This is a genomic window from Aliiroseovarius sp. YM-037 (genome assembly GCF_048060095.1).
In the GTDB taxonomy this organism is placed as follows: domain Bacteria; phylum Pseudomonadota; class Alphaproteobacteria; order Rhodobacterales; family Rhodobacteraceae; genus JBLUOA01.
The window spans coordinates 1,709,060-1,733,979 of sequence record NZ_JBLUOA010000001.1 but is presented as its reverse complement, the minus strand read 5'-3'; the positions used below and the strand labels follow the sequence as shown (position 1 = coordinate 1,733,979).

The 24,920-nt window shown below is 60.1% G+C and carries 20 protein-coding genes and 1 tRNA gene; 9 read left to right on the top strand and 12 right to left on the bottom strand.

Annotated features, from left to right (window positions below; all coding sequences use genetic code 11):
• Window positions 1-9: 9 nt before the first annotated feature.
• A complete protein-coding gene (gene gyrA / locus ACEWPJ_RS08555) occupies window positions 10-2,748 on the bottom strand; it encodes a DNA gyrase subunit A (protein ID WP_416512427.1) in 2,739 nt (912 codons plus the stop codon).
• A 193-nt stretch (window positions 2,749-2,941) separates the two neighbouring features.
• Here gyrA and ACEWPJ_RS08550 point away from each other — a divergent pair, with 193 nt between their 5' ends.
• Entirely contained in the window at window positions 2,942-3,211 is a 270-nt protein-coding gene (locus tag ACEWPJ_RS08550) for an usg protein (protein ID WP_416512425.1), read from the top strand.
• Window positions 3,212-3,253: 42 nt separating this feature from the next.
• Here ACEWPJ_RS08550 and nhaC read toward each other — a convergent pair whose 3' ends face one another.
• The 3 genes from nhaC to rocF form a co-directional block, all read right to left on the bottom strand.
• On the bottom strand, window positions 3,254-4,675 hold the full coding sequence (gene nhaC, locus ACEWPJ_RS08545) for a Na+/H+ antiporter NhaC (protein WP_416512424.1): 1,422 nt from the start codon (window positions 4,673-4,675) through the stop codon (window positions 3,254-3,256).
• A gap of 80 nt (window positions 4,676-4,755) precedes the next feature.
• Window positions 4,756-5,808, bottom strand: coding sequence for an ornithine cyclodeaminase (locus ACEWPJ_RS08540; RefSeq protein WP_416512422.1), 1,053 nt, complete (start codon window positions 5,806-5,808; stop codon window positions 4,756-4,758).
• 44 nt (window positions 5,809-5,852) lie between these two features.
• The gene (gene rocF / locus ACEWPJ_RS08535; protein WP_416512420.1) at window positions 5,853-6,779 is read right to left on the bottom strand and encodes an arginase; all 927 of its coding nucleotides are present in this window, start codon (window positions 6,777-6,779) and stop codon (window positions 5,853-5,855) included.
• Window positions 6,780-6,904: 125 nt separating this feature from the next.
• Between rocF and ACEWPJ_RS08530 the strand changes: the two genes are divergently transcribed.
• A complete protein-coding gene (locus ACEWPJ_RS08530) occupies window positions 6,905-7,348 on the top strand; it encodes an Lrp/AsnC family transcriptional regulator (protein ID WP_416512418.1) in 444 nt (147 codons plus the stop codon).
• Here ACEWPJ_RS08530 and ACEWPJ_RS08525 read toward each other — a convergent pair.
• Together ACEWPJ_RS08525 and ACEWPJ_RS08520 are read right to left on the bottom strand one after the other, a co-directional pair.
• Window positions 7,345-7,788, bottom strand: a complete 444-nt coding sequence (locus ACEWPJ_RS08525) for a disulfide bond formation protein B (protein ID WP_416512417.1) — start codon at window positions 7,786-7,788, stop codon at window positions 7,345-7,347. The genes ACEWPJ_RS08530 and ACEWPJ_RS08525 overlap by 4 nt on opposite strands.
• A gap of 8 nt (window positions 7,789-7,796) precedes the next feature.
• Entirely contained in the window at window positions 7,797-8,375 is a 579-nt protein-coding gene (locus ACEWPJ_RS08520) for a YqaA family protein (RefSeq protein ID WP_416513026.1), read from the bottom strand.
• A 118-nt stretch (window positions 8,376-8,493) separates the two neighbouring features.
• Between ACEWPJ_RS08520 and ACEWPJ_RS08515 the strand changes: the two genes are divergently transcribed.
• The 3 genes from ACEWPJ_RS08515 to ACEWPJ_RS08505 all read left to right on the top strand — a co-directional run bounded on the left by ACEWPJ_RS08515 (window position 8,494) and on the right by ACEWPJ_RS08505 (window position 10,755).
• Window positions 8,494-9,342, top strand: a complete 849-nt coding sequence (locus tag ACEWPJ_RS08515; RefSeq protein ID WP_416512416.1) for a neutral zinc metallopeptidase — start codon at window positions 8,494-8,496, stop codon at window positions 9,340-9,342.
• Window positions 9,343-9,403: 61 nt separating this feature from the next.
• Window positions 9,404-9,489, top strand: a tRNA-Leu gene (locus ACEWPJ_RS08510).
• Window positions 9,490-10,119: 630 nt separating this feature from the next.
• Window positions 10,120-10,755 (top strand): Hint domain-containing protein, encoded by a 636-nt coding sequence (locus tag ACEWPJ_RS08505; protein WP_416512415.1) that lies wholly within the window; start codon window positions 10,120-10,122, stop codon window positions 10,753-10,755.
• 6 nt (window positions 10,756-10,761) lie between these two features.
• On the opposite strand, the gene ACEWPJ_RS08500 is transcribed toward ACEWPJ_RS08505, so the two are convergent.
• A complete protein-coding gene (locus ACEWPJ_RS08500) occupies window positions 10,762-13,170 on the bottom strand; it encodes a GcvT family protein (protein WP_416512413.1) in 2,409 nt (802 codons plus the stop codon).
• 210 nt (window positions 13,171-13,380) lie between these two features.
• Between ACEWPJ_RS08500 and ACEWPJ_RS08495 the strand changes: the two genes are divergently transcribed.
• The gene (locus ACEWPJ_RS08495) at window positions 13,381-15,795 is read left to right on the top strand and encodes a GcvT family protein (protein WP_416512411.1); all 2,415 of its coding nucleotides are present in this window, start codon (window positions 13,381-13,383) and stop codon (window positions 15,793-15,795) included.
• Between the two features lies 1 nt (window position 15,796).
• Here the strand turns inward: ACEWPJ_RS08495 and ACEWPJ_RS08490 are convergent, their stop codons facing one another.
• From ACEWPJ_RS08490 to ACEWPJ_RS08470, 5 genes are all read right to left on the bottom strand, one after another.
• On the bottom strand, window positions 15,797-17,335 hold the full coding sequence (locus ACEWPJ_RS08490) for a trimethylamine methyltransferase family protein (RefSeq protein ID WP_416512410.1): 1,539 nt from the start codon (window positions 17,333-17,335) through the stop codon (window positions 15,797-15,799).
• 214 nt (window positions 17,336-17,549) lie between these two features.
• On the bottom strand, window positions 17,550-18,398 hold the full coding sequence (locus tag ACEWPJ_RS08485; RefSeq protein WP_416512408.1) for a TPM domain-containing protein: 849 nt from the start codon (window positions 18,396-18,398) through the stop codon (window positions 17,550-17,552).
• A 33-nt stretch (window positions 18,399-18,431) separates the two neighbouring features.
• Window positions 18,432-19,274: an isocitrate lyase/PEP mutase family protein gene (locus ACEWPJ_RS08480; protein WP_416512406.1), complete on the bottom strand. Its 843-nt coding sequence runs from the start codon at window positions 19,272-19,274 to the stop codon at window positions 18,432-18,434.
• On the bottom strand, window positions 19,271-20,443 hold the full coding sequence (locus ACEWPJ_RS08475; RefSeq protein WP_416512404.1) for a pyridoxal phosphate-dependent aminotransferase: 1,173 nt from the start codon (window positions 20,441-20,443) through the stop codon (window positions 19,271-19,273). Before ACEWPJ_RS08475 ends, ACEWPJ_RS08480 begins: the two co-directional genes overlap by 4 nt.
• Before the next feature lie 79 nt (window positions 20,444-20,522).
• Window positions 20,523-20,861, bottom strand: a complete 339-nt coding sequence (locus ACEWPJ_RS08470) for an MmcQ/YjbR family DNA-binding protein (protein ID WP_416512403.1) — start codon at window positions 20,859-20,861, stop codon at window positions 20,523-20,525.
• Window positions 20,862-21,065: 204 nt separating this feature from the next.
• On the opposite strand from ACEWPJ_RS08470, the gene cysS reads away from it, so the two are divergent.
• From cysS to ACEWPJ_RS08455, 3 genes are read left to right on the top strand one after another with little or no spacing between them, the layout of a single operon-like run.
• Complete coding sequence (cysS, locus tag ACEWPJ_RS08465; protein ID WP_416512401.1) at window positions 21,066-22,529, top strand: cysteine--tRNA ligase; 1,464 nt, start codon at window positions 21,066-21,068, stop codon at window positions 22,527-22,529.
• Complete coding sequence (gene cimA, locus ACEWPJ_RS08460; protein WP_416512399.1) at window positions 22,526-24,145, top strand: citramalate synthase; 1,620 nt, start codon at window positions 22,526-22,528, stop codon at window positions 24,143-24,145. The genes cysS and cimA overlap by 4 nt, the downstream gene beginning before the upstream one ends.
• On the top strand, window positions 24,142-24,918 hold the full coding sequence (locus ACEWPJ_RS08455; RefSeq protein WP_416512398.1) for a squalene/phytoene synthase family protein: 777 nt from the start codon (window positions 24,142-24,144) through the stop codon (window positions 24,916-24,918). The genes cimA and ACEWPJ_RS08455 overlap by 4 nt, the downstream gene beginning before the upstream one ends.
• Window positions 24,919-24,920 lie beyond the last annotated feature (2 nt).

Genomic DNA, 24,920 nt, shown 5'->3' with positions numbered 1-24,920 from the left:
GGCGGTGGTTTATTCGCCGCCGTCCCCGTCAATCTCTTCCTCGTCGTCCTGATCGGCGATCCATGCGACCGATACGACCTCTTCCTTCTTCGCGGTGTCGAACACCTTGACCCCGCCGGCAGAGCGTGACCGGAAGGAAATGCCATCAACCGGGCAGCGGATAGATTGCCCTTTTGATGTGGCGAGCATGATCTGGTCATCCATATCGACCGGGAAAGACGCGACGAGCTCGCCACCGCGCATCGCCTTATCCATTGCCGCGACGCCGAGGCCACCACGCCCGCGCACTGGATAGTCGTGTGACGAACTGAGCTTGCCTGCGCCGTTTGCTGTAATCGTCAGGATCAGATCCTCAGCCGCGGACATCTCGGCGTAGCGGTCCGGCGTGATTGATCCCTCAACCGCGTCTTCATCCTCGTTCTCTGCGTCATCCGGCAACCCGGCGACAGCGCGACGCATTTTCAGATAAGCGGTGCGCTCCTCGCTCGTCGCTTCGAAATGGCGGATCACGGACATCGAAACAACCCGATCATCACCGTTCAGGCGGATACCGCGAACCCCGGTGGATTTACGCCCTTTGAACACACGAACGTCGGTGGTGCGGAAGCGAATGGCGCGGCCCGAATTTGTGACAAGCATCACGTCATCGTCCTCGCTGCAAATCCGCGCGTTCACCATTTCAACGCCTTCCGGCAGATCCATCGCAATTTTGCCGTTACGCATGACGTTGGTGAAGTCTGACAGCGCATTGCGCCGCACATCGCCCGCCGTAGTCGCAAAGACAATCTGAAGCTGATCCCATTCCTTTTCGTCCCGGTCGACCGGCATGATCGCCGCAATCGAAACGCCCTGCGGAATCGGCAGAATGTTGATGATCGCCTTGCCCTTCGCGGTGCGCCCGCCTTGGGGCAGACGCCATGTTTTCAGTTTGTAGACCATGCCGTCGGTCGTGAAGAACAACAGCTGCGTATGGGTGTTCGCAACGAAAAGGGTCGTAACGACATCCTCTTCTTTCGTCGCCATACCGGCGGTGCCTTTGCCTCCGCGTTTCTGGGCGCGGAAATCGGCAAGCGGTGTGCGCTTGATGTAGCCGGACTGCGTGACGGTCACAACCATATCTTCGCGTTCGATCAGGTCTTCGTCATCCATATCGCCGGACCAATCGACGATTTCCGTACGACGCGGCACCGCGAACTGTTCGCGCACGCTGCGGAGTTCGTCGGCTATGATCCCCATGATCCGGTCGCGGGACCGCAGGATATCGAGGTATTCGCGGATTTTTCCGGCAAGTTCCTGAAGTTCGTCCGTCACCTCTTTCACGCCGATTTGGGTCAGGCGTTGCAGCCGCAGCTCAAGGATCGCGCGGGCTTGCGTTTCGGACAGGTAATAGGTTCCGTCGTCGTTCATCGTATGGGTCGGATCGTCGATCAGCTTGATGTATTCGGCAATGTCTTGCGCAGGCCATTGGCGGGTCATTAGCTTTTCGCGGGCTTCCGCCGCGTCGGCGGAGGATCGGATCGTCGCGACAACTTCGTCGACATTGGTGACAGCGACCGCCAGACCGCACAGGATGTGGCTGCGTTCGCGAGCCTTGCGAAGTTCATAGGCCGTGCGCCGTGCGACGACTTCTTCGCGGAACTCAATAAACGCCGTCAGGAATTTGCGCAGGGTCAGCGTTTCCGGCCGCCCGCCATTCAGCGCGAGCATGTTGCACCCGAAATGCGTTTGCATCGGGGTGAAGCGGAACAGTTGGTTCAATACGACCTCGGCAGTCGCATCGCGCTTCAGTTCGACAACGACGCGGACACCGTTACGGTCGGATTCGTCCTGAACGTGGCTGATGCCGTCGATCCGCTTGTCGCGCACCATCTCTGCGATTTTTTCGATCATAGAGGATTTGTTAACCTGATAAGGAATCTCATCAATAACAATGGCGTAGCGGTCTTTCCTGATCTCTTCGATCCGTGTTTTGGATCGAATGATGACACTGCCGCGCCCTTCAAGATAGGCTTTACGCGCGCCGGAGCGCCCCAGCAAAATGCCGCCTGTCGGAAAATCCGGGCCGGGGACGTAATCAATCAATTGTTCGCTGCTCAGGTCCGGCTCATCAATCAGCGCAAGCGTTGCATCAACGACTTCGCCAAGGTTGTGCGGCGGGATGTTGGTCGCCATACCAACCGCAATGCCGCCAGCGCCGTTGACCAGCATGTTTGGATAGCGGGCAGGCAGGACGGTCGGTTCCTGATCCTTGCCGTCGTAGTTGTCCTGAAAGTTGACAGTATCCTTGTCGATGTCTTCCAGCAGCGCTTGGGCGGCCTTTTCCATCCGAACTTCGGTGTATCGATAGGCCGCGGCCTTATCACCGTCCATTGAGCCGAAGTTGCCCTGACCATCCAGCAGCACCAGCGACATCGAAAAATCCTGCGCCATCCGCACCAAAGCATCATAGATCGCAGAGTCGCCGTGCGGGTGGTATTTACCCATCGCCTCGGCCACGGGGCGGGAGGATTTCCGATACGGTTTGTCGTGCGTGTTGTTGGTTTCGTGCATCGCGTAAAGGATGCGACGGTGCACCGGTTTCAGGCCGTCACGCAGGTCCGGGATGGCGCGGCTGACGATAACGCTCATAGCGTAGTCGAGGTAGGATGTGCTCAGCTCATCGGTGATATCGATGGACGGGCCGTCATACGTCGAAACGGGTGGCGTATTTTCGTCTTCGTTTTCAGGAGTTTCCGGAGTGTCGTTCACGTTCTCAACCGCTCTGTTATTTTGGCCATTTCTGCCCTTTCGCGGACTATACAGGAGGCGGCACAAGCAGCGCAATCCCGCAGCGAAAACCAGTTTGTCAGCCGGACCAGAAGACTGCTAACAGATTGTTTTTATTGAAAAGTAATTCTTTCGTGGCATCCTGTTGTTAAGACTAACAATAAATGAGGCAGAAATGGAGATTTCGGAAACCGAATTAATGCTGAAAGGGTATGGGCTGACGACCGCAGAAATGTTCTACCACATGCCGGACTACGCCCACGTGTTAAACACGTTTGTCTGGCAGGAATACGACCTTGCGCCGGACCATCCAAGATTGTTCAAGTTCATTGAATTCTGGCAGGACGAAATTGAAGGTCCGCTACATTCCGTGCGCTTTACGCACCGCAAGATGATTTCTCCCGGTGAATGGCAGAACGTCGTCGGGGAAATCCCACTGCATTAGGGTTCGGAAGGTAAGGGGCGACGTTCGCCGCCCCGGATATTGTCAAACCTCGGCCGCCTCGGCGGCGGCTTCGGGTTCGATCCTGTGGATCGTCCAGCCGGTGATGCCAAAGATGATCGTCACGATTGGCGACAACCAGCAGAAGAAGTTGAACGGCAGGTAAGCGATTGTCGCGACGCCCAATGTTGCCGCCTGATATGCGCCACCAGAGTTCCAGGGCACGAGGTTCGCTGTCACCGTCGCAGAATCTTCAACAGCGCGGGACAGATTTTCCGGCGCAAGGCCACGTTCCCGATAGGCTGGCGCGTAGGTTCGTGCGCCCATGACGATTGCCATATATTGATCGCACAGGATCAGGTTCGCGGCGATGGATGTCAAAACCGTCGAAGTGATCAGCGACGCGGTCGACTTTGCGTAAGACAGGATTTTATCTGCAATCACCTTCAACTGGTTCGTCCGCTCCATCACACCGCCGAACATCATCGCGACGATAATCAGGCTGATCGTGAAAAACATGGATTCGAGCCCTCCGCGGGAAAGGAGGGAGTCGACCTCATCAACGCCGGTGTCCGAGCTGAATCCGCCGAATGCTGCGTTCGCGAGGGCTTCGTAATTTGCGCCCTGCAAGCCGACTGCACAGATAACTCCGGCGATGACGCCAAGTGTGATCCCTGGAATGGCGGGCATCTTGCGGTAAGACACGAACAGCACCACGAGGGGCGGCAAAAGCAAAACCGGGTTGATCGTGAAGTTATCGGCCAACGTGGTCAGCATCGTGTCGATCCGTTCAAGATCGCCACCCGCCGCGCTGTAGCGTAGCCCCAGAACGATTTCGATTATCAGCGTCAGGGTGATCGAAACGCCGGTCGTATAGGACATATGCTTGATGTGGGTGAACAGATCCGTTCCCGCCATCGCAGGCGCAAGGTTCGTGGTGTCGGACAGCGGTGACATCTTGTCCCCGAAATAGGCGCCCGACAAAACGGCACCTGCGACGAGCGGGAGTGGAAAGCCAAGCCCGGCCCCGATCCCCATCAGCGCAACACCGATGGTGCCTGACGTGCCCCAGCTTGTCCCGGTGGCAAGTGAAGTGATCGCGCAGATAATCAGCGTTGCAGGCAGAAAGATCGTGGGCGACATGAATTGCAGCCCGTAATAGATCAGCGTCGGCACAACGCCCGCCAGAATCCAGACCCCGATCAGGATACCGACGACAAGCAGAATGATCATCGCGGGCAGGGCGTTCGTGATCCCTCGCACCATCCCGTTCTGAATGTTCTGCCAGCTAAAGCCACAGCGCAGCGCGACAAGGCTTGCCACGATCACGCCCAGCAGCATCGGAATCTGCGGATCGAGCCCGTAGGCCACGATTGAAATGCTGATCCCGACGACAAGCGAGAAGAGCGATATGGTCGCCTCCCACAGATGAGGCATCCGCGCCCCTGTTGGAATATCGGTCTTCATGTTCTGTCCTCTCATAGAGCCGCGGCGCGGCGTATAAAGAGGGAGTTGTCTCTCCCGCAGACTTTTTATTGCTCGGAAGTTTAGGGTTTCGCCCTTTGCAGCATACCAAACAGATCGCGGGGGTCATCGGGATCCGCCACCATGTCGAGGTCTTGATATAGCCCGGTATCTTCCAGCCGATCACGGACATATCGTAGCGCTGAAAAGTCTTCGATGGCAAAGCCGACTCCGTCAAACAGCGTGATCTGGCGGTCGTTGACGCGGCCGGGCACGTCGCCATTGATGACCTGCCACATCTCGGTCACGACGAAGTCTTCGGGCATCTGCTGGATCTCGCCTTCGATGCGGGTTTGCGGGGGATATTCGACGAACACGTCGGAGCGGCCAAGGATGTCTTTGTGCAGTTCGGTCTTGCCGGGGCAGTCGCCGCCGATTGCGTTGATGTGGACGCCAGCGCCGACCATGTTGTCGGTCAGGATCGTGGCATATTGCTTGTCAGCGGTGCAGGTGGTGATGATTTGCGCGCCCTCAATCGCCTCTTCGGGCGTTTGGCAGGGGGTGAGAGTCATGCCCAGCCCCTCAAGATTTCGCATCGCCTTTTCGGTCGCAGCTTTGTCGATGTCATATAGCCGCAAGGAGTCGATGCCGCAGATCGCCTTCATGGCAAGCGCCTGAAATTCAGACTGCGCGCCGTTGCCGATCATCGCCATTGTCTTTGCGCCCTGCGGGGCAAGGTGGCTTGCTACCATCGCGCTGGTCGCGGCGGTTCGTAGGGCGGTGAGGACGGTCATCTCGCTCAGCAACACGGGATAGCCCGTGTCGACATTGGCGAGCAGCCCGAACGCGGTCACGGTCTGAAGCCCCTCGCGAGTATTCTTCGGGTGGCCGTTGACGTATTTGAAGCCATAAACCTCTCCGTCAGAGGTTGGCATCAATTCGATCACGCCCTCCTTGGAATGCGACGCAACGCGCGGCGTCTTGTCGAACAACTCCCACCGGCGGAAGTCATCCTCGATGTAGCGCGACAGGTCGCACAACATCGGTTCGATCCCGATATGATGGACAAGCTTCATCATATTCTCAACGCTGACGAACGGAACGTAGGCGAGTTCGGATGGCTTGGGGGCGGTCATGGTTTGGGTCTCCGGGTCAGGCGGCGATAGGGTGCTCAGCGATGTCAAAAGCTCTGGGTTGGGCGATCAAAGACGCGGCGGCCAAGCAGCGATGCGGTCAGGTCCACCATCAACTGCGCGGTGCGCCCGCGTTCATCGAGGAAGGGGTTAAGTTCGACGAGGTCGAGAGATGTGACAAGTCCGCTGTCACATAGAATTTCCATCACCAGATGCCCTTCGCGGAACGTCGCACCGCCCGGCACCGTCGTGCCAACAGCGGGCGCGATTGACGGGTCAAGGAAATCGACGTCCAGCGAAACATGCAGCATTCCGCCCGCGTCAGACACTTTCTTCAGAAACGCCTTGAGCGGCGTCGCGATTCCACGCTCGTCAATCGACCGCATGTCATGCGCTTGCATGTCGGTGCTTTGCAGGGCAGCCCGTTCGGCGGCATCGACGGAACGCAAGCCGATGAGGCACACGTTTTCGGTCGGAACCATGGCGGGCAGGGCAGGGAACGCTTCGAACCCCTCACGGCCAGTGACGTAGCCAAGCGGCGTGCCGTGCAAGTGGCCGGAATCGGTGGTGAGCGGTGTGTGATAATCCGTATGCGCATCGAGCCAGAGAACGAACAGCGGGCGGTCAGCTTTCTTCGCGTGCACCGCAACCCCGGCGACTGTGCCAAGCGACAGCGCATGATCCCCGCCAAGGAAGATGGGGAAACCTTCGGCTGCGGCGGCCTCTGCCGCTTCGCTCAGCGCTTCGGTCCAGGCGACGTTTTTCGGCAGATCATAGACCTGCGCATTGCTGCTTTCTGCGGGGCGTTCGTCTTTCGGTGTCACATTGCCAATGTCACGAACGCTGTGGCCGAGCTCTTCGATCACCTCAGCCAGTCCGGCGGTCCGGTAGGCATCCGGCCCCATTAAGCAACCCTGACGGCGCTTGCCACTATCGACCGGCGCCCCAACCAATACGCATGTCTTCGGTTCCATATCGGCCCCCTACGATTCAAGAAAATGAGTTGCGGCAAGGATTCGCACAAAACGGGGTGGATAGGAGGCGTGTTTTTGATTAATTTGCATATCGAAAGTTCAAATCGCAGGGTGATTTTAACAAAATGGATAATACAGACGCAAAATTGATCGCAGCGCTCCGCCGCGATTCACGCAAATCGGTTTCGGAACTTTCGTCAGAACTTGGCCTGTCCCGAACCACGGTGCGCAGCCGTATGGATCGTCTGATCGAAAGCGGCGTGATCCTTGGCTTCACGGTGATCCTGCGGGATGAGGCGAGCCAAAGCCCCGTGCGGGGGTTGATGCTGCTGGGGATCGAAGGGCGCGGCACGGATCGGATCGTGCATCGGTTGAACGGTATCCCGGCGGTGCAAGCGATACATTCGACCAACGGAAAGTGGGACCTGATCGCAGAAATCGGGACGGACACGCTTGAGGAGTTGGACAACGTGCTTGCCGAAATTCGTCGGTTTGATGGGGTGGCGACCAGCGAAACCAATCTGCTGTTGGCGACGCGCCGCGCGTCCGGGCCTGCGGGGCGGCGTTAGCGCCGGGCGGCGATGATCCAAAGACCGGCCAGCGCGAATGACGCGATTGCGTTCCAGCTTGCCATCGACAGGGTGAACATCTCCCACGCGACATCATCGCACCGGACCAGCGGCGCGTTCAGGATCTGGGTCATCAGGTCTTTGGCGGAGATGTCATTGATCGCGCCGGAGGTGCAGGTCGTCGGGCCTTCCCACCAGTCCCTTTCGACGCCTGTGTGATAGGCTCCGACAAACCCACTTGCCGCAGCCGCACACGCGCCGAGGATGCACCAGATCCGGTCCTTCAGGGCGAGGGCGATTACGCCGCATAACACAGCGACTCCATGCGGATAGCGTTGCCAGATACACAGCTTGCAGGGTGCCATGTCGCCAATAAACTGAAACCCCAACGCGGCAATCAGTAGCGCGAGGGAGCCTCCGGCGGCGAAAAGGATAAGCATGGAACGGGTCATAGATACCGAACGAGATAGAAACCGCCGAGCAAGATCACAAGGAACACCACGAATAGTAGCCCAAGACGTTTCTCGATGAAGTCGCGGATCGGAGCGCCGAATTTCCACAGCAATGCGGCAACGATGAAGAACCGGACGCCGCGCGCAACGATTGACGAAACGATGAATACGGGTAGCGATAGCCCCGTTGTGCCGGACAGGATCGTGATGACCTTGTAGGGGAACGGTGTCATGCCGGCGATCAAAACGCTCCACGCGCCCCATTCGTTGTAGCGGGTTGCGAAATCCTCGAAATAGGCATCTTTTCCATAAAATTCGAGGATCGGCCGCCCGACCGTTTCAAACAGGCTCGCCCCGATATAGTAGCCGAACAGCCCGCCAAGAACCGAAGCAACAAGCGCAACGCCTGCGATCAGCCAAGCGCGGGACGGTCGGGCCAAAACCATCGGGATCATCAGAACATCCGGCGGGATCGGAAAGACAGAGCTTTCCAGAAACGCCACAACCGCTAACGCCCAAAGCGCGTGCGGCGTCTGTGCCAAGTTTATGGTCCAGTCGTAAAGCCGCCTGATCATCCGCTCTGCCCGTTTTTCTTTCCCATGCACCACGCCCAAACCCCTACGTCAAGCACTTCTGCGTTGCCGGATGAAGCGAAGACGTTAATATCGGATGATGTAACGAGGAGATGTGTCGATGAAATGGCGTGGGCGACGGGGAAGCCGGAACATTGAGGATCGACGCGGCAGCAGGGCTGGCGCGATTGGTGGAATAGGCGGGATCGGTTTGATCGCCGTGCTTGTGATTGGCTACTTTCTGGGCATCGACGTATCGCCGTTGTTGAACAACCAATCGATCGGCGCGCAATCATCGGGTTCGGTCGAAATCACAGAGGCCGACCAGCAGGCGGGCGAGTTTGTTTCGGTCACGCTTGCCGATACCGAAGAGGTTTGGGCCGATCTCTTCCGCACTCAGGTCGGGCAGGAATATAACCCGGTGACGTTGGTTCTGTTCAAGGGTGCAACCACCTCGGCCTGCGGCGGGGCGAATGGCGCTGCCGGTCCGTTCTACTGCCCGCTGGATAAGAAAGCCTACCTCGACACCGAATTTTTCACGACGTTGTCGCGCCGCCTTGGCGCATCGGGGGACTTCGCGGCGGCCTATGTCGTGGCGCATGAGGTCGCGCATCATGTTCAGGATGAACTTGGCATTCTATCGAAAGCCAACAATGTGCGCGCGCAGTCCAGCGAAACGCAAAGCAATGCGATTTCGGTTCAGATCGAACTGCAGGCCGACTGCTTCTCTGGCATCTGGGCGCGACAGGCGCAGGCCAAGTTTGGTTCCTTGGAGCGGGGTGATATTGCCGAGGCGATGAATGCGGCACGTCAGATCGGTGACGACACGCTGCAACGCAATGCCGGACGCAGGCCCGTGCCGCACACCTTTACGCACGGCACGTCAGAGCAGCGGCAGAACTGGTTTCAGCGGGGATACGAAACCGGTGACATGCGGGAATGCGACACATTCTCGGCCCGGCAGCTTTGATGGCAGTCGGGCGCATTTTCCGGTAGACGCGCCAAGACCGAATAGGTAAATCAGCGCCGTGGCCCGAGTGGCGGAATGGTAGACGCAGGGGATTCAAAATCCCCCGATGGCAACATCGTGCGAGTTCGAGTCTCGCCTCGGGCACCACACCCAACAACGAAACAAGCCGACAGAGCGTATTCGCGAATCGTCGGATGCTGGAATTGGAAACAATCGGGCTGATGTGGCGCGTTCGTAGGGTTATCGCGAACAATGCGGCGTTTGGATGGGTGACTGCCACCCCGTTTCATCACAACCAGAACGCGGCGGCCGTATCAAAGACTCGTGTTAAGCTACTGCTTTGTCGCGAGAAACGGGCATGGCGATTTGGGCAGGTGCCGGGTTTAGGCGCCGCCAGAGATGTTTGAAAAACAACCAAGAATCCCGCGACAGGCCTGTTTCTTCCATCGCAACAATACCCGATCAATCGCGTGACAATCCTGAATGTTAAACAAATCCGCCGTATTACCTGTCGCAGCGTCATCGGCGCACGGCAGGGGTTTTTCCTTTTTGCACGGGCTGGAACTTGGTATTTTCGGTGTGTCCGTGGGGGAATTGGAGGGTGTCAGGCGTTTTGGCCGTGACCCTCATCTTTGTTCAAGCGCCCCGACGGAACGATCAAGCCTCGCTTTTCCGAGGTTTGCGAAAGGCATTTTAGACCGCCGGGCAACCGGTTTTTGACGACAAATAATTGGTGCGAGCCGTTCGATTGGCTTGGCAAAGAAACGGATTAAACGAATGACATTGGACCGTCAGATATTTGATGACGCCGAAAACACCGCAGCAACGCCGTGCTTTACCCCCGGAACGCATATCGCGACTCCGAAGGGTGAACGGAAGATTGAGGATTTGAAGCCCGGCGACGCGGTCGTGACTCGCGACAACGGACTTCAGACCGTCCGTTGGGTTGGGGCGAAGGTCTTTCCGCGGCGCAAGGTGGCGCACACGCCGCATCTGCGCCCGATTCTGATCCGCGCACGATCGCTCGGGAATGGCCTGCCAGAGCGGGATATGATGGTCAGCCCGAACCACCGGATGCTTGTGACGAAGGATCGCACGTCGCTTCATTTTGAAGAACCGGAAGTGCTGGTCGCCGCGAAACACATGGTCGACAATCGCGGCGTCTGCCGCGCCGGGGCGGTTGATACCTGCTATGTCCACATCCTATTCGATCACCATCAGGTTGTTCTGGCGAATGGCGCATGGACCGAGAGCTTTCAGCCCGACGATCATACGCTGAAAGGCATCGGCAATGCCCAGCGGACCGAGATTATGGAGTTGTTCCCGGAGTTGGAAACCAAAGAAGGCTTACGCAACTACGCCCCCGCCCGCCGTGTTTTGACGCGGGAAGAGGCGATTCAATTGGTTGAGTAGCCTGCGCTAACCGCGCATTCGCGCCCCTTCCGGGTCAAACAACGGGGTGCTGATGAGCGTCGCGGGCCGCATGTCGCCTAGAATCTCAATCTCAACCGCCAAACCATCCTTCGCATGTTCCGTCGGGATCAGCGCGAGCGCGATTGATTTGTCCGTGTAGTGCGAATACCCGCCGGAGGTGCAGAAGCCTTTGACCTCGCCATCAATCCACACCGGTTCATACGCAACTACGTCGGCGTCATCCGCATCGACTTCGAAAGCGACCAGCGTGCGGGCGGTGCCGTTTTTCCGTTCAACCTCTGCGGCGGATCGTCCAATGAAATCAACATTCTTCTTGAAAGAGATAAAGCGATCCAGCCCCGTTTCGGCGGCGGTATAGTCGGGCGAATATTCACTCAGCCAAGAGCCGAAGAATTTGTCGAGCCGCAGGCTCATCATCGCGCGCATCCCGAAGGGGCGCATGCCGTGGTTCTGCCCCTCGGCCCATAGGTCGTGGAACAGGGCGCGCTGGCTCATCGCGTCTGTATAAATCTCGTAGCCCAGATCGCCGGTATAGCTGACCCGTTGCACAATGCAGTCGCACATGCCGATCGTCATGCGCTGCACATCGAGGAATTTCATTGAGGCGACATCGGCGTGAGTCACAGCGGCCAGCACATCACGTGCCTTCGGCCCGGCGATCTGAAAGCCAGTGCGCCGGTCCGAGATGTTCTCAAGCGTCACGCCATCGTCGAGGTTCCGACGCAACCAGCGTTCGTGAAACGCTTGGGAGCCGTAGGAGGCGGTAAGCTGGAATTCAGCCTCCGACAGGCAGGACACTGTGAAATCGCCGATCAGCCGACCCCTGGGCGACAGCATCGGGGTCAGTGACAGCCGCCCCGGTTTCGGCATCCGACCTGCCATGACCCGGTCAAGCCATGCGCGGGCACCTTCGCCAGTGACACGAAACTTGCCGAAGTTTTGAACCTCATTGATTCCAACGGCTTCACGGACGGCCTTTACTTCCCGTCGCGTCGCATTCCACGCGTTTGAGCGGCGGAAAGACGGCGTTTCGTAACGCGGTTCATCCCCTTCCGCGAAGTAGTTCGGCACCTCAAGCCCGAATTGCTGGCCCCAAACCGCGCCCATGCTGTCCCAGATGTCATACATCGGGGTCGTCTGGAATGGCCGCGCAGCCGGGAGCTCTTCGTTCGGGTAACTGACGGAAAAGCGGTTTTGATAGTTCTCAACGACCTTTGGTAGGGTGTAGCCGGGGGTGATCCACTTGCCGAAGCGGGCGATGTCCATCGCGAAGACGTCGCGCGCCGGCTCTCCTTCGATCATCCATTGGGCAAGGGTCAGGCCGACCCCGCCGCCTTGGGAAAAGCCCGCCATGACTCCGCAAGCCGACCAATAGTTGCTTAGGCCCGGGACTGGGCCGACAAGTGGGTTTCCGTCGGGCGCGAAGGTGAAGGGGCCGTGGATGATGTTCTTGACCCCTGCATCTGCCAAAACGGGGAAGCGTTTATAAGCGAATTCAATGCTTTCTTCGATCTTGTCAATATCGTCGGGCAGCAATTCATGCCCGAATTCCCAAGGGGTGCCGCCGACGGCCCACGGCTTGCAGGTCTGTTCGTAGAACCCGATGCATAGCCCGCGCCCTTCTTGCCGCAGATAGCTTTCACCGCCGGGGTCCATGACGTGCGGGTGTTCGGCGTCGCGTTCGTAGATCGATGGGATATCATCGGTGACGAGGTATTGATGCTCCATCGGGTGGAGTGGCAGGTAGACGCCGGCCATCGCCCCGACTTCGCGCGCCCAAAGGCCCGCGGCATTGACAAGGTGTTCCGCGATGATCGTGCCCTTGTCGGTCACGACCTCCCAGCTTCCATCGGGGCGGGGGTTGGTTTCTTCGACTTTGGTGTGAAGAACCACCTCAGCCCCGTTCATCCGGGCACCCTTCGCATAAGCGTGTGTCGTGCCGGACGGGTCGAGGTGGCCGTCAAGCGGGTCATAAAGCCCGCCGAGCACGCCTTCGACATTGGTGACGGGGGCGATCTTGGCGATTTCTTCCGGTGACAGGATTTCGGTTTCAAGGCCCATATAGCGGTGCTTGGCCCGCTCTGCCTTCAGCATATCCATGCGCTCCGGCGTGTCGGCGAGGGTAACGCCGCCAACGTGGTGAAGACCACAGGACATGCCTGTCAGTTCCTCAAGCTCCTTATACAGCCGGATCGTGTAACCCTGGAGCGCCGCCATGTTGGTGTCGCCGTTCAGCGTATGAAATCCGCCAGCCGCGTGCCATGTTGAACCTGACGTTAGTTCCGACCTCTCTACCAGCATCACGTCGGTCCAACCGAGCTTGGTCAGATGGTAAAGGACGGATGCCCCGACGACGCCGCCGCCAATGACACAGACACGCGTATGGGTTTTCATGGTCGGGCCTTTCACATCTTGATTTTCCGGCAGCGTCCGATGCGTGGCCGTTCAAATCATGTAGATTTGCGGCATGTTGCGTCGCAAACGAAATAGGGTCAAACGCCGAAACTTGACGCTGTGAGGAAACTCTGTGTCGGGATCGGGCATTATTTTTCTGGGCGTCCCGTCAGGGTGAAAGCAATTGAAACGCAACAAAACGCGGGTCCCATGCGCACACACGCTCAAGTCGTCGTCATCGGAGGAGGGCTTGTCGGGTGCTCCATCCTCTATCATCTGGCAAAACTTGGCTGGACCGATGTTGTCCTGCTGGAGCGGGATGAGCTGACATCGGGGTCTACCTGGCACGCGGCGGCGAATATCCACGGGCTGCATGACAGCACCAATATCAGCCGCATTCAGCACTACACGATGAACCTGTATAAACAGCTTGAGCAGGAAACCGGGCAGGGTTGCGGGGTTTTTCAGCCGGGCTCTCTCTACCTCGCGCAGACCGAGGCGCGGGAACATCAGTTACGGCTGCAAGAAGCCAAGGCAAAGCTTTATGGCATGAATTTCCACGAGGTGAGCCGGGATGAGGCGGAGCGGTTACACCCGATGGTCAATTTCGACGGCATCCGCTGCATCATGTATGAACCCGACGGTGGCAACGTCGACCCGTCGGGCGTCACGATGGCCTATGCTGCTGGCGCGCGAAAAATGGGGGCGGAAATCATGCGGTTCACCCCCGTCACGGCAACCGTGCCGCAGCCGGATGGCACATGGGTCGTCGAAACCGCGAAGGGCAGCATCAAGGCCGAATGGGTCGTGAACGCCGGTGGGCTTTGGGGGCGAGAGGTTGCGGCGATGGCCGGGATCGAACTGCCGCTGATGCCGACGGAACATCAGTATTTCGTCACCGAAACTATTGCAGAGATTGCGGATATGGGCCGCCGCTTGCCGTCAGTCGCGGACCGCGATGGCGAATACTACCTGCGTCAGGAAGGCAATGGCCTGTTGGTCGGTGCCTATGAAAAGGCGATGAAGTTCTGGGCAGAGGAGGGCACCCCCCAAGGGTTCGGCCACGAATTGTTCGCCGACGATCTGGAGCGGATCGAGGATAACATGATGCGCGCCATCGACCGTGTGCCAGCCGTCGGTGAGGCGGGGATCAAGCGCGTCATCAACGGCCCGATGATCTGGTCGCCGGACGCGAACGCGCTGTTCGGGCCGGTGCCGGAGCTTAGCAATTACTTCTGTTGCAACGGCATCATCCCCGGTTTTTCGCAATCGGGCGGTTTGGGGATGCTGGCGGCGGAATGGATTGTCGAGGGTGAACCAAAGCTCGACCTCTTCGCGTGGGATTTGGCACGGTTTGGCGTTTGGGCGGGCAAGGCCTTCACCAAGGCGCGGGTGCAGGATCAATACGCGCATCGCTTCAAAATCCATTTCCCGAACGAAGAACGTGACGCCGGGCGCCCGGCGCGGACGCGACCGATCTATGAGTTGCAGAAATCAATGGGCGCTGTGTTCGGCCTAAACTACGGCTGGGAACACCCGCTTTGGTTCGCTGAGACACCCGGCACCAAGGATACGGACGGGTTCAAACGCCAGAACTGGTTTGAACCGGTCGGCCGCGAATGCCGGATGCTTCGAGAGGCTGCCGGGATCATCGATATTTCAAATTTCGCCAAATACATCTGTCGCGGCCCGGGGGCAGAAGATTGGTTGAACGCGGTCTTCGCCAACAGGATGCCGACCGCGGTGGGACGGTCCTGCCTAACGCCTCTGATCGGGGTGCGCGGCGGTGTCGCCGGGGATTTCACCGTCACGCGCATCGCGGAGGAGGAGTTCTGGATCATCGGCTCGGGCATGGCCGAACGCTATCACAACCGATTCTGGAAACAGGTGCCGCTGCCAGACGGAACGACGTTCGAAAGCCGGACCGAAGCGGTCTGCGGGTTCAACATCGCAGGGCCAAAATCGCGGGCGTTGTTGGAACGGTTGACCAATGCGGACCTATCGACCGAGGCATTCCCGTTCATGCGGTCAAATCGGATCGTGGTCGCGGGTGTCGAGGCCGTCGCGCTTCGGGTGTCCTTCACCGGCGATCTGGGGTGGGAACTTCATTGCGATGTGGGCGATCAACTGGCGCTCTACGAAGCTCTGTTGAAAGCTGGCAAAGACGTCGGGGCCGGGCCTGTCGGCGGTCGCGCTTTGATGTCGCTGAGGGTCGAAAAGGGTTACGGCAGCTGGGGCCGGGAATACTCGCCCGAATACTGGCCGCAAGAGGTTGGGCTGGCACGGTTGGTTAAGATGGACAAGGAATTCCTGAACAAGGCCGCCTATGCCGCCGTGATGGACAAGCCCGCCCGCGAAACGCTCTCGCTGTTCGAGGTTGACGTAACGGACGCCGACGCGACGGGCGGAGAGCCGATCTTCACGCTGGATGGCGCGCCCGCGGGCCACGTGACATCCGGCACCTACGGCCACACGGTCGGGGCGTCGCTGGCGCTGGGTTACCTCAAGGCAGGCACCGCGGCGCCGGGGGATGAGGTTGATATCTTCATCCTAGGCCGGCCACACCGGGCGCGAGTTTTGGCAGAGCCGCCGTTTGATGCGAAAGGCGAACGGCTCCGCGCTTAGCCTACGTCGGCAAGTGGATGTTGAACTTGGCCCTGATCGCCGCATCGAGGGCGGGGTCAAACTGGGCGGCTGAGCGTTCGGACAGGATCTCTTCCTTTCGCGCCGTCGCCTTCTTGACGAGGTCGGGCTTATCAAGCTCTGCCCATTCCTTTGGTGAGGTCCGATCGCCCAGCGCGGGGTAGACGTGATCGGTCTGCATCCGGCCCAGCGTCGCATCCGTGCCAAGGTAGTGACCAGGCCCGCCAAGGCAGACCTCGCGCATCTGATCGAGGCCGAGCGTTTCGTCCGTCACTTCGATCCCCCGCACGCAGCGCATCGCCTGTCCGATCAGATCGTCGCCAAGGATCAGGGATTCGTGGCAGAAACCAAGCAATGAGGCGTGCATTCCCGCGGCCTCATAGACCATGTTCAGCCCGGACAGCCCGGCCATGACGTTGGAACACATCTGTTCCCACCCGGCTTGCATGTCGGGAAGTTTTGAATCCGACGCGCCAGCCGCCGCGCCGCCGGGGATGCCGTAGAATTTGTGCATCTGTGCGCAGCCCGCTGTCAGCAATGCCTGCTCACCCGACCCGACGGTCATAGCGCCGGTGCGTAGGTCCAGCCCGAACGGCCAGGTGCCGAAGATCGCCGGATGACCGGGCCGGATAGCGTTCACGTAGACGATCCCGGCCAGACATTCCGCGCACGCCTGCGTGATTGCGCCCGCGATGGTCGAGGGCGCGGTTGCGCCCGCCATGCCCGCGGACAGAAGCAGCACGGGCATTCCGCCTTCGATGCAAGCCTCCATCACCTGGCAGGCTTCGGTGGCGAATTTCATCGGCGGCACGACGAAGCAGTTTGAGTTGCTTAGAAATGGCCGTGCGCGCCATGCCTCTTCACCGCCCGCAATCATGTGCAGCATATCAAACGCGCCGGGGACGAAGGCGGGCTCCGTAAAGCTCGTGCCGATGTGTTTCGTGGTGCCTGCGCAGGTCGCGTAGATGGTGTTCAGGTCCATCTCGTAATTGTCGGGAATGTCCCGGCACACCATCGGGCGCTGGAGAAAGTGGATATTGTCGAGCTGATCGACGATCCGCGCCGCGTCATGCAAATCCTGCACGGTCGACTCGCGGTAATTGCGCCCATCGGGATCGACCATGTGAACGGCCGCCCCGGCGGTGCCGAAATGCACGCGGTTGCCGCCAAGTTGCAGGTCATGCGCCGGGTCGCGCCCGCATAACGTTATTTCTTTCGCGGCTTTCGCCAGCATGTCTTCGACCAAGGCGCGGGGGAAGCGCAGGCGACCATCGTCGCCGAGGATCGCGCCGACCGCGGTCAAAATCTCCACCCCTGATGGGGGCGCGTCCGCAAGGCCGATCTGTTCCAGCGCCTCAAGTGCTGCAGCATGGATGCGGGCGACTTGCGCACCGGTCAGCGGCTGATAGGTGCCGCCCTCCATGCCGGGGCGGATCGGGCGGATATCGTCGGTGAGCGGGGCAGCCCGCATAGCGCGGCGCGCGGCGCGTCCACCGGAACGGCGTGGGGATTGATCTGTCATGGAATACTCGGGTTTTGGGAGTGGGGCAGGGGCTACGGCGGTGGATTACACCGACGGCCGCCCGCGCGCTGCGCGCCCTCTTTCCGCACCGATGGTTCTGATCACCAACGCGATGACCCAATCGTGCCCGGCCATGACCCCTCCGCTTTTCCACAGCGTAAGAAGGAGTTTAGGCCGCTGTCAGGTCTGTTTCCGCCAAAATGTCGTTTTTAGACTACCATTTGCCGGACGCCCCACCGCCTGAGGAGCTTCCGCCGCCAAATGACCCGCCGCTGCTGCTGCTTGATCGCGTTCGGATCGGGATCGTGACGTTCCGATGATCGTTATAATCGCAATGGCTGCAATTGGTGGTCTCGGTCCGAAGGCCGGTTTCTTCCTTCGTGGCGTGGGTCACGACCTCGCGATGCCGATGCAACCCGCGCCGTCCGCAGTTTGGGCATGATTTAAAGCGGGTGAACAGATCGCCGATGAACCGGCGGAAGATAATCAGCAGCGCCACGCCCGCAAACATGATTGGGATCAGGAAACGTGGCAGACCCGCGCCGGAGCGTTGACGCTCTTCCGGGGCAAGGCCGTCCGCGTGGCGTTCGGCAATGCGAATGATGGTTTCGGTGGTGCCCCTGACGATCCCCTCGCTGTAGTTCGCATCGCGGAAGGCGGGAATGAAGTGCTGGTCGATGATGTCTCCCGCGACGATGTCAAACGATTCCGAATACCCGTTCCCAAGCTCGATCCGCATGTCGCGATCATTCTGCGCCACGAGGATCAGGATGCCGTCGCTCCGGTTCGCGTCACCAATGCCCCAGTCATTGAACAGCCCGGTTGCGAAGCTTTCCACCGTATCGTGGCCGCCAAAGGTCTTCCAACTGCGCAAGGTCAGGACGGTCATTTCGATCCCGGTGTCGTCGCGCAGCTTTTCGAGCTTTGCGGCAAGCGCGGCCTCCGCCTCATCCTCGATCAGACTGCCGTAATCGTTGATGTAGACGGAGTCGTAGGCCGGATAGGTCTGCGCCATCAGGGCGGTCGGGCAGAGCAGGGCGAGGATCAGCAGAATACGCTTCATGGGTTTCTCCGGACTGGCAGTGTCGGCTTGTTCCTACACGGTTTTTCGGGCTTCGTCTGCGGTTCCGGTCAGAAGCCCGTCGATCAGGTCGCCGCTGATTCCGTTGCCGAGCGGGGCGAACGATCCGTCATCGAACATCGCCTTCGCGGCGTCGTGGATCACGCGATGCGTCGCGCGGGCGAGGGCGCTGCCGAGGGAGATGCGGGCGACCCCCGCCGCGGCGAATTCGGCCCGCGTGACATTGGTGTAGGGACCGGCGGCAAGCGCGTTGATCGGTAGGCTGGTCGCCGCGCAGATGCGTTTGAGGTCGTCCATCGTGGCCGGAAGCGGGGCGTAGAGACAATCGGCGCCTGCCTTCTCATACGCGGCGAGGCGGCGCAGGGCTTCCTCGATATCGTATTCCCCGTTCATGATCCCGTCGGCGCGGGCGACCAGGACGAAATCACCCTTCAGGGTACGCGCGGCGGACGCTGCGGCGCTGATACGTTCGACGGACAGGTCGAATTCGTAGGGCGTGGCGGAGGGGAGATCCGTATCCTCTATCGAAATTCCGGCAAGCCCGACTTCGGCGGCGAGGCGCACGGTTTCCGCGACGCCATCAGGATCGGTGGCGAAGCCGTTTTCGAAATCGCCTGATACCGGGACGTTGACGGCGGCGACAAGATCGGCGGCGTGGGAAAGTGCTTCGTCCCGCGTGACATGTCCCATGTCGGGCCGCCCGAGCGTGAAGGCGTGCGCGGCGGAGGAGGTCGCAATCGCTTCCGCCCCCAGCGCCTCAAGCATCTTCGCGCTGCCGATGTCCCATGCGTTCGCGAGGATGAACGGCTTGCCGGGGCGGTGAAGCGCGCGGAAATCCGCGCCGATATCCTTGCTCATGCTCTGTTCCTTTCTGCGAAATCGACAAGGCTTTGGAGGGCGCGGGCAAATTCATCGTCCGGCACGGTCATCGCGACCCGGATGTGACCAGAGGCGGCTTCGCCAAAGCTTTCCCCCGGCATCGTGGCGATAAGTTCTTCGTCAAGCAAGCGATCCGCGAAGTCGTCGCCCGACAGCCCCGTCGCGCGGATGTTCAGCATCAGATACATCGCCCCATCGGCAGGAACGAGGCTAACGGTGTTTTGCTTCGCGAGAATGTCTTGCGCAATCGCGCGGCGGCGGCGGAAGGGGGCGGCGACCTCCTCCTCCAACGCAGCACCTTCGTTCAGGGCAAACAACGCGGCATCCTGCACAAAGCCCGGCACGCCGTATGTCGTGTGGGTCGCAAGGTTTATCAAATGCGCGATGACATCAGGCGGCCCGACGACCCACCCGACGCGGCTGCCGGTCATGGCGTGGCTTTTCGACATCGACCCGACGACCAGCGTGCGCTCTGCCATGCCGGGCAGGGCCCGGGGGCTGATGTGGTTGCCGCGCCAGACCTGGGTGTCGTAAACCTCATCCGAAATGAGCCAGAGGTCGTGGGTGCGGCACACCTCGGCAATCCCTTCCAGCGTTTTCTGCGTGTAGACCACCCCCGTCGGATTGTTGGGGGAGTTGATGAGCAGCGATTTCGCGCCGGCCGCTTTTGCCGCAATATCGTCGGCGCTTGGCTGGAACCCGTTGCTGGCATGGGCAGGGATCGCCACGGGCTTCGCACCTACGCCGCGCAATGTGCCGGGGTAGGTGGCATAATAGGGATCAATGAACAGCGCCCGGTCGCCCTCGTCACACACCGCGTGATGGGCCGCGAACAAGCCCGCCTGACCACCGGGGGTAATCAGCACGTTTTGCGGCCCGGTTTTAACACCGGTGCGTTCCGTGACCCGCCGCGCGACGGTTTCCCGCAGCGCGTCCACGCCCGGAACAGCGGCATAGCCCGTATGCCCGCCCAGCGCGGAGGCCTGCATTGCGTCGAGAATTTTTGGAACCGTCCGAATATCATGCTCACCAATCGTCAGTTCAACAACCGGGGCACCCGCCGCCTTCATCTGGCGTGCTTTCAGGAACAGATGCCAGCCGTCCGACCCGCCGCCCGTCAATCCGGTGATCCTGTTCGATAGCTTCATCTCCGCCTCCGCCACCTGTTTCGGGCACGCGACCACGGAGGTGCGGGATTGTCAAACCCTGAGAGCGGCGAACAGGTGATTATCCCAAAGTCGCCTGCACCTTTTTGGTGAGACCCGAGCGGATGATGCGATAGGACGCCTCCAGCCGTTCGGCAAGTTCGCCGTCCTCAACCATACCCCACGGGATATGGACCCAGCTCTTGTGGAAATAGGGTGCGCGTTTGGCGTGGCCGACTTCGATCAGCAGTTGCGCGGTTTCGATGTCGGCGCATTTCACGGACACCCCGTCACCGACAGACCCGACGCAGGCGAACATCTTGCCGCCAACCTTCCACGCGTCATGCCCGCCGCCCCACGGGTCGGAGACTTCGGCCCCCGGAAAGGCGGCGCAGGTGGTGTTAACAAACTCTCGGCTCATAGCCGTCAGTCTGCGGATCAGGCCCGCCAAAATCAAGGTACTTGGCGGATCGGGCCGCCTGCGCTATGCTCTGCCACATGAAAACGGCAACCATCGTTACGATTTGTATTATCCGCTGACATCGTCACGCGGGCCGTCTTTCATGTTTCCATACAAGATCGAAGTTGATAAGCCCGCGTGCGGCACCGCGCGTGAGAGGGACTTATGGTCGAGATCAAGCTTCATAACACCAAGACCCGCAAGAAAGAGGTCTTTTCCCCGCTAAACCCGGACAATGTGCGAATGTATGTCTGCGGGCCGACGGTCTATGACCGCGCCCATCTTGGTAACGCCCGCCCGGTGATCGTGTTCGACACGCTGTTCCGGCTGCTGCGGCATGTCTATGGCGAAGACCACGTAACCTACGTGCGCAATTTCACCGACGTTGACGACAAGATCAACGCGACGGCGCTCGCGCGGAAAGAGGCGGGCGATCCGCGCTCGCTCGAAGAACTGGTGCATGAGCGGTCCGAAGAAACGATCGGTTGGTATCTTGAGGACATGAAAGCGCTTGGCGCGCTTGAGCCGACAGAGATGCCCCGCGCGACGGAGTTCATCCCGCAGATGGTGGCGATGATCGAAGATCTGATCGCGAAAGGGCACGCCTACGCCGCCGAGGGTCACGTGCTGTTCGCTGTCGAAAGCTACAAGGATTACGGCACGCTGTCGGGCCGCTCTGTCGATGACATGATCGCCGGGGCGCGGGTTGAGGTTGCGCCCTATAAGAAGAACCCGATGGATTTCGTGCTGTGGAAGCCTTCAACCGACGATTTGCCCGGCTGGGATAGCCTCTGGGGCCGCGGGCGCCCCGGCTGGCATATCGAATGCTCGGCCATGGCGCATGATCTGCTGGGGGAGAGTTTCGATATCCACGGCGGCGGCAACGACCTTCAGTTCCCACATCACGAAAACGAAATCGCCCAGTCGAAATGCGCCCACCCGGAGGGCGACTTTGCCAATGTCTGGATCCACAATGAGATGTTGCAAGTCGAGGGTAAGAAGATGTCAAAGAGCCTTGGCAACTTCTTCACCGTGCGCGATCTGCTGGATCAGGGCGTGCCGGGCGAAGTGATCCGGTTCGTGATGCTGAGCACGCATTATCGGAAGCCGATGGATTGGACGGAGAAGAAAGCCAACGACGCCCGCGAAAAGCTTGGTCGCTGGCGCGCAGAGACGAAGGATGTTGAAGCAGGTGAGGTATCGGCTGACGTGATTGCTGCACTTGTCGGCGACCTAAACACCTCGGGAGCAATTTCCGCGCTGCATGGATTGTTCCAGAAGAAAGACTTTGCCGCGCTGAAGGCGTCAGCGGTTTTCTTGGGACTCCTCGAAGATGGACTTGGCGAAAAATACGCTGCGCCCGCCAAATACGTTTTATCGGCGGAAACTGGTAAAATAGGTGTGACAGGCAACGCCGCCCAGTTTGTTGTTTCGGGCGGGGTCGACGAAGATATCCAGAAAATCGCCGCAGCCCGAGATAAAGCCAAGAGAGCCAAGAACTTTGCCGAAGCGGATCGAATTCGGGACCAGCTTGCGGATGCAGGAGTCGTATTGGTCGATACCAAGAACGGTTCGATCTGGGAAAAGACCGAGAACTTCGACCCCGCCAAGCTGGAGGCACTCAAATGACCCGCGAACGCCTCTCACTCTATGACACGACGCTCCGCGATGGGCAGCAGACTCAGGGCGTGCAGTTCTCTACGTCTGAAAAGCAGCAGATCGCGGCGACGCTGGACTCGCTGGGTGTCGATTATATCGAGGGCGGCTGGCCCGGTGCGAACCCGACGGATAGCGAGTTTTTCGAGGTCGCGCCGAAAACGAAAGCCACGCTCACGGCGTTCGGAATGACCAAGCGGGCAGGGCGGTCGGCTGAAAACGACGATGTGCTCGCCGCTGTGATGAACGCGAATACGCCTGCGGTTTGTCTTGTCGGTAAGACGCATGATTTCCATGTGACGGATGCGCTTGGGATTACGCTTGAGGAAAACGTCGAGAACATCGCAGCCTCCGTCGCCCATATCGTCGCGTCTGGCCGCGAAGCGCTGTTCGATGCGGAGCATTTCTTTGACGGCTACAAGGCGAACCCCGACTACGCGCTGACCTGCGTGAAGGCCGCCCATGACGCGGGCGCGCGATGGATCGTGCTTTGTGACACCAATGGCGGTGCGATGCCGTCGGAGGTGGCCGCAATCGTGGCCGACGTCATCGCGGCGGGCATTCCGGGGATGCATGTCGGCATCCACACCCATAACGACACGGAAAACGCTGTGGCCAACACGCTCGCCGCCGTTGACGCGGGGGCGCGGCAGGTTCAGGGCACGCTGAACGGCCTGGGCGAACGCTGCGGCAACGCGAACCTGACGGCACTGATTCCTACGTTGTTGCTGAAGCCTACGTATGCGGAGCGCTTCGATATAGGCGTGACGCCAGAGGCGCTTGAGGGGCTGACGCAGGCGAGCCGGATGCTCGACGATATTCTCAACCGCGTTCCGCTGCGGCAGGCGGCTTACGTTGGCGCGTCTGCCTTTGCGCATAAGGCGGGGCTGCACGCCAGCGCGATCCTGAAAGACCCGTCGACCTACGAACACATTGACCCGGCAGTGGTCGGCAACGCCCGCATCATCCCGATGTCCAATCAGGCGGGCCAATCGAACCTGCGCAAGCGGCTTTCTGATGCTGGATTGGACGTCGCGCGGGACGATCCCGCGCTGCCGCGCATCCTCGACAGGATCAAGGCACGCGAGGCGAAGGGCTACTCCTACGACACCGCGCAGGCGAGCTTTGAACTGCTGGCGCGGGACGAGCTTGGCCTGTTGCCGCAGTTCTTTGAGGTGAAGCGCTACAAGGTGACGGTTGAGCGGCGCAAGAACAAGCGCAACAAGATGGTGTCGCTCTCCGAAGCCGTGGTGGTCGTGAAGATCGGCGAGGAAAAGATGCTGTCGGTGTCCGAAAGCGTGGATGCGGAGGGCAACGACCGCGGCCCGGTCAACGCGCTGTCAACGGCGCTGGCGAAAGACCTTGGCCCGTATCAGAGCCTTATTGAGGATATGCGGCTGGTCGACTTCAAGGTGCGGATCACCGATGGTGGGACCGAAGCCGTCACCCGCGTTGTGATCGACAGCGAAGACAGCAAAGGCCGTCGCTGGTCGACGGTCGGTGTGTCGCCCAACATCGTCGATGCGAGCTTTGAGGCATTGCTGGACGCGATCAATTGGAAACTGATCCGGGACGGGGCAACCGCGTGACCCTCGCTGCCTGCGCAGAGATGGTGCGCCGGGGCGACCCGGATCGGTTTCTGTCGACGATGACAGCCTCGCCTGGGGCGCGGGCTAAGCTGTTCCCGCTTTATGCCTTCAACCTTGAGGTCGCCCGCGCCCCGTGGGTCACGCAGGAACCGATGATCGCCGAAATGCGCCTGCAATTCTGGCGCGATGCGTTAGAGGAGATCGCAGCAGGCAAACCCCCGCGCGCGCATGAGGTCGCCGCGCCACTGGCCGAGGCGATCCGGGCAGGCGAGATTGACACCGAACCACTCGACGCACTGGTCGCCGCGCGGCGGTGGGATATCTACCGTGATGCGTTTGAGGATCAGGCGGCGTTCGATGCCCATATCGACGCAACCGCCGGACATTTGATGTGGTCTGCGGCGACAGCGCTTGGCGCGGATGTCGCGTCGGAACCCGTGGTGCGGGATTTCTCGTTCGGGGCAGGGGTCGCGGGCTGGCTGCAAGCCGTGCCGGAGCTTGAGGCGCGGGGGCGTATTCCGCTGCTTGATGGCCGCCCGGACGCTGTGGTCGCGTTGGCGCAACGGGCGTTGTCGCGGTTGAAATCCGCGCGGGCGAAGCGGGGGCAGGTTGCTTGCGCCGCAACGCCAGCGCTGCTTGCGGGGTGGCGCGCGGAAAGCGTGCTGAAGGCGGCGATTGCCGATCCGCGCCGGGTCGCGGATGGGGCGCTTGACCAAAGTGAATTTGCGCGGCGCTGGGGATTGCTCTGGCGAGGCCAGACAGGGCGATGGTAAGC

Coding starts and splice junctions, on each gene's coding strand:
- ACEWPJ_RS08550 (WP_416512425.1), top strand. CDS start 2,942: ATGGAGATTTCGGAAACCGAATTAATGCTGAAAGGGTATGGGCTGACG.
- nhaC (WP_416512424.1), bottom strand. CDS start 4,675: ATGAAGACCGATATTCCAACAGGGGCGCGGATGCCTCATCTGTGGGAG.
- ACEWPJ_RS08540 (WP_416512422.1), bottom strand. CDS start 5,808: ATGACCGCCCCCAAGCCATCCGAACTCGCCTACGTTCCGTTCGTCAGC.
- rocF (WP_416512420.1), bottom strand. CDS start 6,779: ATGGAACCGAAGACATGCGTATTGGTTGGGGCGCCGGTCGATAGTGGC.
- ACEWPJ_RS08530 (WP_416512418.1), top strand. CDS start 6,905: ATGGATAATACAGACGCAAAATTGATCGCAGCGCTCCGCCGCGATTCA.
- ACEWPJ_RS08525 (WP_416512417.1), bottom strand. CDS start 7,788: ATGCTTATCCTTTTCGCCGCCGGAGGCTCCCTCGCGCTACTGATTGCC.
- ACEWPJ_RS08520 (WP_416513026.1), bottom strand. CDS start 8,375: ATGATCAGGCGGCTTTACGACTGGACCATAAACTTGGCACAGACGCCG.
- ACEWPJ_RS08515 (WP_416512416.1), top strand. CDS start 8,494: ATGAAATGGCGTGGGCGACGGGGAAGCCGGAACATTGAGGATCGACGC.
- ACEWPJ_RS08505 (WP_416512415.1), top strand. CDS start 10,120: ATGACATTGGACCGTCAGATATTTGATGACGCCGAAAACACCGCAGCA.
- ACEWPJ_RS08500 (WP_416512413.1), bottom strand. CDS start 13,170: ATGAAAACCCATACGCGTGTCTGTGTCATTGGCGGCGGCGTCGTCGGG.
- ACEWPJ_RS08495 (WP_416512411.1), top strand. CDS start 13,381: ATGCGCACACACGCTCAAGTCGTCGTCATCGGAGGAGGGCTTGTCGGG.
- ACEWPJ_RS08490 (WP_416512410.1), bottom strand. CDS start 17,335: ATGACAGATCAATCCCCACGCCGTTCCGGTGGACGCGCCGCGCGCCGC.
- ACEWPJ_RS08485 (WP_416512408.1), bottom strand. CDS start 18,398: ATGAAGCGTATTCTGCTGATCCTCGCCCTGCTCTGCCCGACCGCCCTG.
- ACEWPJ_RS08480 (WP_416512406.1), bottom strand. CDS start 19,274: ATGAGCAAGGATATCGGCGCGGATTTCCGCGCGCTTCACCGCCCCGGC.
- ACEWPJ_RS08475 (WP_416512404.1), bottom strand. CDS start 20,443: ATGAAGCTATCGAACAGGATCACCGGATTGACGGGCGGCGGGTCGGAC.
- ACEWPJ_RS08470 (WP_416512403.1), bottom strand. CDS start 20,861: ATGAGCCGAGAGTTTGTTAACACCACCTGCGCCGCCTTTCCGGGGGCC.
- cysS (WP_416512401.1), top strand. CDS start 21,066: ATGGTCGAGATCAAGCTTCATAACACCAAGACCCGCAAGAAAGAGGTC.
- cimA (WP_416512399.1), top strand. CDS start 22,526: ATGACCCGCGAACGCCTCTCACTCTATGACACGACGCTCCGCGATGGG.